Below are 11,614 nucleotides of genomic sequence, written 5' to 3'. Positions count from 1 at the left end.
AAATTTTACCAAGGTGTTTTCTTTTCCCATTCAGGATCAAATCCTGCACAAGCTTCAGCGACTTTTAGATAATCCGCGTAGCTTTCTGCTAATAAAATCGGTGGTACTTGCTTTAACTCAATATTATTGCGATCCCAGTAATTTTGCTGATCCTTCTCAAAACTTAAATCGAATAAAACCGCTGGAATATTTTCTTCTGGTACATAGCTACCACTAAAACCGATATTGACGTAGTAGTTTAAGCTAGAGAAGAATTTGTAATAGTGAGAGAACGAGCCTCCATCTTCAGCAGGGCCTCGCTGATAGCCCATTTTGGTTAAAATACCCCGTAAGGTGAAGGTGTCTGTGATCCAACCTTTTCGGTCTTCAACTTCTGTTTGTGTCAGATCTAAATCAGGGATCTTATGTTCCATTTGTGAAAATAAGAATTTCACTTTGTAATCTTTGAAGTGTGCAATCCATGCTTTACGCTCATCTTCATTAACTAGGGCGGCGTGAGCTAATTGAATCAAAGAATCATTTTGTAAGGTGACTTCGTCATCTTCAAGGTTAAGTAAAGCACCATCATCAGAAGGGCGGAAGGTATTGATAACTTCACCCTCTTTTACTTCTTGCCAAACTAATTGTTCAATCAATTTATGCATAATAGGGTGAGCTAAAATATACTCTTGCCAATCAGCGCTTAGCCATTGGCGTTGCGCGCACATCGCTTCATATAAACGCACACTTTGTAATTCAATAACTTGTTTAAGTTCTTTTTTACTTGAAGTGAAAAGTTTTTTCGCTTCTTTAATCAGCTCTGGATCGTCATTTTTGCGTGCTGCAGGTAATGACTTAACTTCCTTACCTTCAGGATTAAACAGGACAATTTTTTGTTTTGCATCCATTTTGGCGGTGAAAGTACGCTCGCCATATTCCAGTACTAATGTTCCTGAATCATCAAAGCCGGCGGTTGGAATGGTTCTATCGGCTAATTCATCAGCACTCCAACCATTGCGTTCAGCTATTTGCATAACTAAATTACGCGCTTTTTCCTGCACAGATGCTGTGCGATAACGACGTGATAATGAAAGCAGAAGTTGAATGATAATAGGATCATTACTTGAAGCTACTGCATCAATCATCGCTTCTATTTGCGCACGACGCTGATAGTGATCACGCATATAGTTACGTAATACTGATACTGCAATATGCCCCTCAATTCCACAAATAAGCGCGAGCATTCCTTTATCGCTGATTGCCGAACCTAAATAACGACGTAGTACCTCGTTTTTAATTTCTTCGACGACTTGCTCTAAAGTATAGGTTTCATATTTAGCATAATATTCAGGATAACGTTTGGCCCAATCTTTGTATTGTGTTAATCGAGAAGGGGCATTTTGTTGCGCTTCAGCCATCGCTTCTTCAAGTGTTGGTCCTTTAATATCTTGAGCGACAAAAGTGTGCAGGATAAAGCTTGAAAGTTTATGTTGGCTATCAACGCAAAGTAGGCTGATATAACGTTGTAATAACGCATTCCCCCCTGGCATTTTTAATTTGACGGCGAGAATAATCCACCAACGAATAATCGCGGGATCAACCGCTTTTTTGTTTTCCCATGTTAATGCAGGGATCGCCTCGAAGTTAAACCAAGCAAGGCTTGCGGGTGGTTTGGCTTTGAGACCTTTTTCAGCTTCTGCTAATAATGTCTTTGGCGATAAATAGCTTGAAATATCCTCACCTAATTGTTCTAACGCAGTGAGCAGAGCGGCTCGTACTACTTCGCGTTTCTCTTTTTTCAGTAAGGCATTAAGGGCAGGTAATGAGTCAGGGTTATTTAAACGTGCTAACCATTCAATCGCGGTGACTCGAATTTCTTGTTTACTTGAAGTTAAGCCTTCTTGTGCACTTAAGTGAATATTCGGTAAGGTTTCTAATAATTTCTGAGCTGAAACTCGGTGTGTTTTATTTTCACCTAGAGCCAATTCCATGATACGCGGAACGAATTGTGCTGGAATGGTTGGAAAACGGCTTAATACTTCAATACCTTGTGATGTTTCAAATTGGCGATAGCGGTGTTCACTTTGATTTGGCATTAAGTTTAGCGCTTCTGCAATATAATCAGTATGTTGAGAGAAGAAAGGCCAAACTTGTTCTGGTTTACGGAAACGACGTAAGCCATCTTGATAAGATTCTAAGCACAGCGCCGCTGTGATACGCGTTGCACGTTTGAAATGACATCGTTCTAATACATTTTCAACGTGTCGTAATTCAATATCACTCAATAAACGTTCAGGAATATCACTATTAAAATAGTGAGAGGAAAAGTGATCCGCATGTTGGCGGTTATTGGTGATCACGCGCACGGCATGGAAAAAGGTGTATTCAGGTAAATTAGGAATACGGTTTTTGTGTTTAATTATTTGGATCTCATTGACTTGAATAGTGCCTTGTCCGCTATTGAGTTTATCCACTAATGCGCGACACTGTTTTTCATCAATTTTAGAGAGATCTTTATAATGGCGTTGTGCCCAATTATAAGAGTGTTTAGACGTTTTATTTTCTTCAATTTCACGTTCAGCATTTTCTTTTGCTTTTACTAACATTTCATTGAAGTTATTGACCAGAATATCGCGGGCACTATCGGGTAATGGTGTGTCTTCTAAGGGAGTAAAATCAGGCGCTTTAATGGCTTCAACGGTATTTGCATTATCAGCAACACAAAAACGTTGTAGCGCACTTTCAATGCTCTTGATAACTGCTTTTGAGGTTTCATGTTTTAATGCTTCTGCCAGCACATCACGGTTTTCACCTTGGCGCGCAAATAAATCAGCGGCTTGTGTACGTTGTTTGGGAGTACCATTCATTAAAACATGGGTTAAATTTTCTTTTACGATTTCAGCAGGTAAGGTATTTAAAATAGGTTCAGCCGTTTTTTTGACGGTTCTTAAACTGCTAGTGGCAAGTAAAACAATAATATCTGCAAAAGTATCGCGTAATATCGTATTTTTATTTAGATAATTTATTAGCTCGACTAAGCCATTCGCTGAAAGTTTTTCAACTAATTCTTTTCTAACAAATTCTTGATGTGAAAGTAGATAGTCTTTTAAATCACACAGTTCATAAATACGCTTAAGATTAGCGGCATAATATTCAGAGACATCTTTTCTATCAAAAATTGCAAATAACGCATTTTCACCGGCAATATTGGCCTCTGCTTCGACCATATTGGCGATAAACTCCATACTCCAATGTTTACGATGTTCTAAATTAAGATTACGTGCATTATCGTAAGTGGTATAAAACGCATCAACTAACAGGTAGATAACCCAAGTGGGGACTTGCGTTGTTGTTACTTTAATATTGATATCTTGACATGCGGCAGCGATGACTTTGGCATAACGGGCCACTTGCTCTAAGGAAAAACTTTCACCAACCTTTGAGTAGAGTTTATGGCGGGCATTAAGGCCTTGGGTGATAACCTTACCGTACTTTCCTGTATCAACATTACTGGCATACCACCACTCTAATGTTCCTGCACGATGAAAATAAACAGCGGCTTTCGCTGCATCTAGTTTATTTAATTCAAATAGAATTTCAGGGTTTGTACCTGTAAGTACATAATCTAATGCACGCTTAGGTAAACTTTCATCAAATATAGCCAGTAGGACAAGAGAGCCTTGAAGATATTGTTCAGTAATATCGACGTCTTTTTTCCCAAAAATAGGGAGAATATCTAATATTTTTTTTATCACGCCAGTTCCTTAAGCCATGTATGGATAAACAGTTTTTTTTACCATGAAACAGTAAAACGAACAATTTATTATTACTGGCGAAAATAAAGTCAAGGCATAACATTTGTTAAATATATGGATATAAACACTAAAAAAGCCAATCTAACTTTATTAATATTCAATTCATCATTATATAAAATGCAATCTCAGGAAAAAGTACTAAAAGTTAAGAAGTGATAATAAAGGCGTTTTTTGTGGATTTTAAAAAGATTAAGAATTGTCTGTTTAATTTGCTAAGTATTAACACTTAGTCCTGTAGACAAGTTAATCTTTCTATTCTTGATTTTTTCGAAATGTTACAAAATAAAAAGAGCTTCTTATAAATATAACAAGCTCTTTTAAATATATTATTTTGCTGTTTGGCGAGAGAAAGAGAGTAACAAAGCACCTATACTACAAATCAGCAAGGTAATCGCTAAACTTTGTCCCCATCCAGCCAGTGCTAAACCACCACCAATAAGTAAATAGTAGAATAAACCTAATAGTGCACCCGCTGTGCCTAAGCGATCTTTATATTGCGCTAAAGCCGTCGCTAAGATATTTGGAATAGCAATGCCATAGGCAACGACACTTGTCATCATTGGAATAATAAAACTAATGTGATTGCGTAATAAATAAACACCTACAGCACTAATTACTGCAATAATACTTGCAAGTAATACTAATTTCTCACATTGCCAATGATGGCTTAATAATGCTTTATTAATGTAAGAACCAATACCGACACCTATTGCTAATACAATACCACTATAGCCAAAAGTACTTGCACTATAACCTTGATTATCAAACATAAAAGGTGCTAGTTGGTAATAAGCAAATAGACTGATATTAAAAAAAGCAATTAAAAGTATAGTCTTGGCAATTTGCTTATCTTTCAGCATTTTTATCGCTGTTTCCGCTAGTGGTGCGGTTTTTATTGTTGCAGGGCGACTTTCTGGTAATGCAATAGTACTCCACAGCAATAAAACGACGGCGAGAAGAGCAAGACCACTAAATACCCCTTGATAACCTGCATAGCTCACCAGTAAAGAACCACTTAACATACCAATAGCCGGACTTAATGCGATTGCCGCTCCCATAACGGAAAATACTTTGGCTAATTCTTCACCACTATAAACATCACGCATAATAGTTTGTGTTCCTACAGAGCCAACTGCGGCACCAAAAGCAGAAAGCATACGTAATATCAGTAATACAGAAAAATTATCGGTCATAAAGACACCAATACAAGCAATGGCATAAATAAATAACCCTGCTAACATTGTTGGGCGCCGGCCAATGACATCACATAAACGACCCCATATAATGACACCGAGTGCAAAAGCAAAAAAGTAGAGCGAAAGTGTTTGCCCTGCTTCATTGGCACTGACTCTAAAACCATTTGAAATATCAGTAAGTGCTGGGCTATAAATGGTTTCTGCAATTTGTGGAAACATCATTAACGCAATTGCTAACCATAGAGAGTGTTTTCTGTTCATTCTTTGTTTTCCTAAAGCTTGATACTTTGATGACAGAATACAGTGATAATAATTGTCTTGTTATATATATAAAGACATAATATTTACCAAATAGGACAAGTGATGGCTTGGCTTAATCAATACGACCACTTTGTGCCAGAAGAACACCTTGCATCAGTTGTGGGTATTGCCGCAGAGATGGGAAAACATGATTCAGGTTTTCACTCACATGATAGGGGGCAGTTACTGTTTACTCAATCGGGTTGTATGAGAATTACTTTAGCCTCTCGTGTATCTGTTTTGCCACCCATGAGAATTGCTTGGATCCCGCCAAAACTGGAACATCGAGTCGAGATGTATGCGGCTGTAGGTTATCGTTCAGTTTATATTGCCGATAAATTTCATCATCGTTTCCCAACTGAAAGCGAAATACTGACTATTTCACCTTTACTTAGAGAGATATTAGAGCGTATTGCTATTGCTGATTTTGACACCCAGTGGGAAGTAGGGCGTTATGCAAATTTATTAGCTGTTTTTTTAGATGAAATTCAGCAAGCTAAACGTCAACCTAATCATTTATCAATGCCCAGTGATAGACGGTTAAGAAAATTATCTTTCGATGAATTACCTCCGCCACTACAAGAATTAGCGCAATATATTGGTGCTAGTGAAAAAACCATTACTCGATTATTTTATAAAGAAACAGGATTAAGCTATCAACAATGGCGTCAGCAATGGCGATTAATGAAAGCGATAGAGCTATTAGCCACACATCATCGTTATTTAGAAGTTAGTCAATTATTAGGGTTTGCCAGCGATAGTGCCTTTATCACTTTTTTTAAAAAAATGACCGGGCAAACACCACAAGAGTATTTAAGAAATTGATCCATACTAATAGCATAAAGCCCCGCAAAAACGGGGCTTAGCCAGTCAATAAATCGTGTTTAAATCGATTTATTTATTTTTAAGTTCACTATGGAATTTACGCTCGTTATAGCCAGTATATAACTGACGAGGACGTGCAATTTTCAGTCCATCTTCATGCATTTCATTCCAGTGAGCAATCCAACCGATAGTACGTGCAATAGCGAAAATGACCGTAAACATATTTGATGGAATACCTAGCGCTTTTAGAATAATACCTGAGTAGAAATCGACGTTAGGATAGAGTTTTTTCTCAATAAAATACGGGTCATTTAAGGCGATGCGTTCTAATTCCATTGCCACTTCAAGTAAACTGTCATTGAGATTCAGTTCTTTTAATACTTCGTGACAAGTTTCGCGCATGACTGTTGCACGCGGATCGTAGTTTTTATATACACGGTGACCAAAGCCCATTAAACGGAAAGAGTCATTCTTGTCTTTTGCGCGTTTAATAAATTCAGGAATATGTTCAACGGTTTTGATCTCTTCCAACATACGTAAACAAGCTTCGTTAGCACCACCATGAGCAGGTCCCCATAGTGAAGCAATACCCGCAGCAATACAGGCAAATGGATTTGCACCTGAAGAGCCTGCAGTACGTACAGTAGATGTTGAAGCATTTTGTTCATGGTCGGCATGAAGAATAAAGATCCTATCCATCGCACGTTCAAGAACTGGGTTAACCACGTACTCTTCACAAGGTGTGGCAAACATCATATGTAGGAAGTTACCTGCATAAGACAGATCGTTTCTTGGATAAACAAAAGGTTGTCCTATGGAGTACTTGTAACACATTGCGGCTACAGTAGGCATCTTAGACAGTAAACGATATGCCGTGATATCACGGTGAACTGGATTAGAGACATCAAGCGCATCATGGTAAAAGGCAGCTAAAGCTCCTGTCACACCACAAAGTACAGCCATCGGGTGTGAGTCACGACGGAAACCATGGAACAGGCGGGTGATTTGCTCATGGATCATGGTATGGCGAGTGACGGTTGTTTTAAATTTATCGTATTGCTCTTGGGTCGGTGCTTCGCCATAAAGCAGAATATAACATACTTCTAAGTAGGTTGACTCAGTAGCCAATTGCCCAATTGGGAAACCGCGGTGCAATAAAATACCGTTATTACCGTCGATATAGGTAATTTTCGATTCACAAGATGCCGTTGAGGTAAAGCCTGGATCATAGGTGTAATAACCTTTGGAGCCGAGAGTACGAATATCAATGACTTTGGAACCGAGTGTAGGGGAGAGAACGTCCAAGTCCACAGAAGTTTCACCAATCGTTAACTTAGCTTTGTTATCAGCCATTTATAATCTCCTTAGCGCTTATTATGTCTCCTAACAAAGTCGAGGGTATCTTCATAAAGATGCACTTCGATAGTGAAACTATAGTTGATAAAAAGTACCTAGCGAGTTTTATTTTATGGCTTAACACGAGTAAAACCGTAGGTCTATAGTGTGTCACTTTTGTTAAGGAGCTTTTGATGTTATGTTTTTTAGGTGCTTTTTTATGCAAGGCACTTAGAATGTGTTCTGCTTACACTTTTACATAAGTTTTCGATTTCTGGAAGCGTGTTTGCGCACAAAAAAAACATAAACATTAAAAATATGCACCAAATGTAAGAAAAATGTTGTACATGTGTCAAAAATGATAACGATTATTACATTGGATGTTTGAAAAAGTGATCCCTCTCACTGTTCGAACCAAATGTCTAGCACACAAGTTGTGTGGTAATTGTAATAAGTTTGTGAAGCACTTATACTGCGCCCAGGTCTCCGGAACCTTTGTTGTATGGAGAACCAGCGTAACGAATCCACAATTTTTGTAAAATAGACGGATTTAACATTTTACTTAAAGTGTGCCTTTGTACCCCATTCGCTGCTTAATTTCCATCCAGGTCCGGAGGAAGGAAAAATTATAAAAGCTGTGTGGGCATAAATTGTGAAAAAACAAAGACCTGTCAATCTGGATTTACAGACGATACAGTTTCCACTCCCTGCTATCGCATCGATCTTGCATCGTGTCTCAGGGGTTATCATGTTAGTCGCAGTTGGTATTTTACTGTGGTTACTTGGCACCTCTCTCTCATCTCCCGAAGGTTTTCAGCAAGCCGCTGATATCATGACTGGCTTCTTCGCGAAGTTTATTTTATGGGGCATCCTAACAGCATTGGCATACCACATTTGTGGTGGTATTCGTCATATGTTAATGGACTTCGGCTTTATTGATGAAACATTGGTTGTTGGTCGTCGTTCTGCGGCAATTTCAATGATTATTACCGTTATTTTATCAATATTGGCGGGGGTATTAGTATGGTAAGTAATTCTTCTACTTTAGGCCGTACAGGCATACAGGATTGGTTATTCCTACGTGCAACTGCCATCATTATTTTCTTATATGTTTTATATTTTGTTGGTTTTGTTGCAACAACTGATATTACCTATGAAGTTTGGCGTGGATTCTTTAGCTCCTCTCTAACCAAAGTTTTTACCCTATTAACGCTACTTTCTATTCTAATTCATGCATGGATTGGAATGTGGCAAGTGTTAACGGACTATATTAAGCCAATAGCATTACGCTTGACGTTACAACTTATTATTGTCGTTGCGCTGTTGGTTTATCTTATTTATGGAACAATTGTGGTGTGGGGTGTGTAATGAATCTGCCAGTTAGAGAATTTGACGCAGTTGTAATTGGTGCTGGTGGTGCAGGTATGCGCGCCGCTTTACAGATTTCTCAAATGGGTCTGTCATGTGCACTAATCTCAAAAGTTTTTCCTACTCGTTCTCATACTGTTTCCGCTCAAGGTGGTATTACAGTTGCTTTAGGCAATACCCATGAGGATAACTGGGAATGGCATATGTACGATACTGTTAAAGGTTCCGACTATATCGGTGACCAAGATGCTATCGAATATATGTGTAAAACCGGTCCAGAAGCTATTTTAGAGCTGGAACATATGGGACTTCCTTTCTCTCGTCTTGATGATGGACGGATATACCAACGCCCATTTGGTGGTCAGTCGAAAAATTTTGGTGGTGAACAAGCTGCCCGTACTGCTGCCGCTGCTGACCGTACAGGCCATGCACTATTACATACTTTGTATCAACAAAATTTAAAAAATCATACCACTATCTTTTCTGAATGGTATTCGCTGGATTTAGTTAAAAACCAAGACGGTGATGTTGTTGGTTGTACCGCTATTTGCATTGAAACAGGTGAAGTTGTTTATTTTAAAGCCAATGCCACCATTTTAGCGACAGGTGGTGCGGGGCGTATTTACCAATCAACAACCAATGCGCATATCAATACGGGGGATGGTGTTGGTATGGCAGTTCGTGCGGGTGTGCCTTTACAAGATATGGAAATGTGGCAATTCCACCCAACAGGTATCGCAGGGGCTGGGGTGTTAGTGACGGAAGGTTGCCGTGGTGAAGGTGGCTATTTACTGAATAAAGACGGTGAACGCTTTATGGAACGTTATGCACCAAATGCTAAAGACTTAGCAGGTCGTGACGTAGTTGCACGTTCTATTATGATTGAAATCCGTGAAGGCCGTGGTTGTGATGGACCATGGGGACCTCATGCCAAACTGAAACTCGACCACTTAGGTAAAGAAGTTCTGGAATCTCGTCTACCGGGTATCCTTGATCTCTCTCGTACCTTTGCTCATGTTGACCCAGTTAAAGAACCTATTCCGGTTATTCCTACTTGTCACTATATGATGGGGGGGATCCCAACTAAAGTTACCGGACAAGCTATTCGCATGAATGAAAAAGGCGAAGATGAAGTGATCCCAGGATTATTTGCTGTGGGTGAAATTGCTTGTGTATCTGTCCATGGTGCTAACCGATTAGGTGGTAACTCACTGCTTGACCTTGTGGTATTTGGTCGTTCTGCGGGTGTTCACTTAAAAGAGTCTTTGATGGAGCAGGGCACGATGCGTGATGCTAGCGATTCTGATGTTGAAGCTGCATTAACACGCTTACATCGTTGGGAAAATAATCGTTCAGGCGAAGATCCGGTTGAGATCCGTAAAGCATTACAATCTTGTATGCAACATAACTTCTCGGTCTTCCGTGAAGGGGATGCAATGGCGAAGGGCTTAGAAGAGCTGAAAGTGATCCGTGAACGCCTGCAAAATGCCCGACTCGATGATAATTCAAGTGAATTTAATACACAGCGTATTGAGTGCTTAGAGTTAGATAACTTGATGGAAACAGCTTATGCCACAGCGGTATCTGCTAATTTCCGTACGGAAAGTCGTGGTGCACATAGCCGTTTCGATTTCCCTGATCGTGATGATGAAAACTGGTTATGCCATACATTATATCAACCGCAAACCGAAACAATGACACGACGTAAAGTCAATATGCAGCCGAAACTGCGTGAGGCTTTCCCTCCAAAAGTGCGTACATATTAATTAGCGGTGTTATTGAAGTTGCGGAGACTGAATTATGAAACTTGAATTTTCAATTTATCGTTATAATCCCGACGTTGATAATGCGCCGCGTATGCAAGATTACACGCTTGAAGTACCCGAAGGGCGTGACATGATGTTGCTAGATGCATTAATTCAATTAAAGGAAAAAGATCCTACATTATCATTCCGTCGTTCTTGCCGTGAAGGTGTATGTGGCTCCGATGGAGTGAACATGAATGGTAAAAATGGTTTGGCATGTATCACACCTATTTCATCTTTACAGAAAGGAAGTAAGAAAATTGTGATCAGACCGTTACCAGGTCTACCGGTTATTCGTGATTTAATAGTGGATATGACTCAATTCTATACGCAGTACGAGAAGATCCGTCCATATGTGATTAACGACGACAAAAATCCTCCGGCTCGTGAGAATCTACAGTCACCAGAACAACGTGAAAAACTTGACGGACTTTATGAGTGTATTCTTTGTGCTTGTTGTTCAACATCTTGCCCGTCATTCTGGTGGAATCCAGATAAGTTTATCGGACCTGCTGGACTGTTAGCAGCGTATCGTTTCTTGATTGATAGTCGTGATACTGAAACAGAATCTCGTCTTGATGATTTAAGTGATGCGTTTAGTGTATTCCGTTGTCACGGTATTATGAACTGTGTCAGCGTATGTCCAAAAGGGTTAAATCCGACTAAAGCAATTGGTCATATTAAATCAATGTTGCTAAAACATAGTGCATAAATTAATAACCGCCCTAAAATAGTTAGGGCGGTTAATGAAAAAATTAAGTTAGACGTTTGCAATAAGTAGTCTGTGTATTTGTATAAGTTTGTCTTGATAGCGGTTTTTGGAGGCACCTTTAAACACTGTTAGACAGTTTTTAAAGGTTCCTTGAGAGTGAAAAACTCCAATATTTTAAGAACCTGCGAGATAGCGGGTCATAAGAGAACCTTGCAATCGACACCGTTTAATAACGGTACTAGTTATCCACGGCGAACTAAAGCTGTATAGCTTAAGGGA

General features: G+C 39.3%; 8 protein-coding genes. 5 read left to right on the top strand and 3 right to left on the bottom strand.

The window, feature by feature from the left end:
• Positions 1-5: 5 nt before the first annotated feature.
• Both AACV00_RS12305 and AACV00_RS12300 read right to left on the bottom strand, forming a co-directional pair.
• Positions 6-3,734, bottom strand: coding sequence for a DUF4132 domain-containing protein (locus tag AACV00_RS12305; RefSeq protein WP_161680308.1), 3,729 nt, complete (start codon positions 3,732-3,734; stop codon positions 6-8).
• 386 nt (positions 3,735-4,120) lie between these two features.
• Positions 4,121-5,251 (bottom strand): multidrug effflux MFS transporter, encoded by a 1,131-nt coding sequence (locus AACV00_RS12300; protein ID WP_161680306.1) that lies wholly within the window; start codon positions 5,249-5,251, stop codon positions 4,121-4,123.
• A 102-nt stretch (positions 5,252-5,353) separates the two neighbouring features.
• On the opposite strand from AACV00_RS12300, the gene AACV00_RS12295 reads away from it, so the two are divergent.
• Entirely contained in the window at positions 5,354-6,115 is a 762-nt protein-coding gene (locus tag AACV00_RS12295; RefSeq protein ID WP_063109018.1) for an AraC family transcriptional regulator, read from the top strand.
• A gap of 69 nt (positions 6,116-6,184) precedes the next feature.
• On the opposite strand, the gene AACV00_RS12290 is transcribed toward AACV00_RS12295, so the two are convergent.
• On the bottom strand, positions 6,185-7,468 hold the full coding sequence (locus AACV00_RS12290) for a citrate synthase (RefSeq protein ID WP_004244410.1): 1,284 nt from the start codon (positions 7,466-7,468) through the stop codon (positions 6,185-6,187).
• 631 nt (positions 7,469-8,099) lie between these two features.
• On the opposite strand from AACV00_RS12290, the gene sdhC reads away from it, so the two are divergent.
• Genes sdhC through AACV00_RS12270 form a run of 4 tightly spaced genes read left to right on the top strand, consistent with a single transcriptional unit; the run spans position 8,100 to position 11,335 of the window.
• Positions 8,100-8,480: a succinate dehydrogenase cytochrome b556 subunit gene (gene sdhC, locus AACV00_RS12285; RefSeq protein WP_123059542.1), complete on the top strand. Its 381-nt coding sequence runs from the start codon at positions 8,100-8,102 to the stop codon at positions 8,478-8,480.
• The gene (sdhD, locus tag AACV00_RS12280; protein WP_004244415.1) at positions 8,474-8,818 is read left to right on the top strand and encodes a succinate dehydrogenase membrane anchor subunit; all 345 of its coding nucleotides are present in this window, start codon (positions 8,474-8,476) and stop codon (positions 8,816-8,818) included. Before sdhC ends, sdhD begins: the two co-directional genes overlap by 7 nt.
• On the top strand, positions 8,818-10,584 hold the full coding sequence (gene sdhA / locus AACV00_RS12275; RefSeq protein WP_004244416.1) for a succinate dehydrogenase flavoprotein subunit: 1,767 nt from the start codon (positions 8,818-8,820) through the stop codon (positions 10,582-10,584). Before sdhD ends, sdhA begins: the two co-directional genes overlap by 1 nt.
• A gap of 34 nt (positions 10,585-10,618) precedes the next feature.
• Positions 10,619-11,335 carry a succinate dehydrogenase iron-sulfur subunit gene (locus AACV00_RS12270; RefSeq protein ID WP_004244417.1) on the top strand — a complete coding sequence of 239 codons (717 nt, stop codon included), beginning with the start codon at positions 10,619-10,621 and terminating at the stop codon, positions 11,333-11,335.
• Positions 11,336-11,614 lie beyond the last annotated feature (279 nt).

It is taken from the genome of Proteus sp. G3927 (assembly GCF_963894685.1).
GTDB classification, from domain to species: Bacteria; Pseudomonadota; Gammaproteobacteria; order Enterobacterales; family Enterobacteriaceae; genus Proteus; species Proteus mirabilis.
This window is presented reverse-complemented; position numbering and strand designations above follow the sequence as displayed.

Bases quoted from the DNA above. Each gene is read 5' to 3' on its own strand.
- AACV00_RS12300 (WP_161680306.1), bottom strand. From the start codon at position 5,251: ATGAACAGAAAACACTCTCTATGGTTAGCAATTGCGTTAATGATGTTT.
- AACV00_RS12290 (WP_004244410.1), bottom strand. From the start codon at position 7,468: ATGGCTGATAACAAAGCTAAGTTAACGATTGGTGAAACTTCTGTGGAC.
- AACV00_RS12270 (WP_004244417.1), top strand. From the start codon at position 10,619: ATGAAACTTGAATTTTCAATTTATCGTTATAATCCCGACGTTGATAAT.
- sdhA (WP_004244416.1), top strand. From the start codon at position 8,818: ATGAATCTGCCAGTTAGAGAATTTGACGCAGTTGTAATTGGTGCTGGT.
- sdhD (WP_004244415.1), top strand. From the start codon at position 8,474: ATGGTAAGTAATTCTTCTACTTTAGGCCGTACAGGCATACAGGATTGG.
- AACV00_RS12295 (WP_063109018.1), top strand. From the start codon at position 5,354: ATGGCTTGGCTTAATCAATACGACCACTTTGTGCCAGAAGAACACCTT.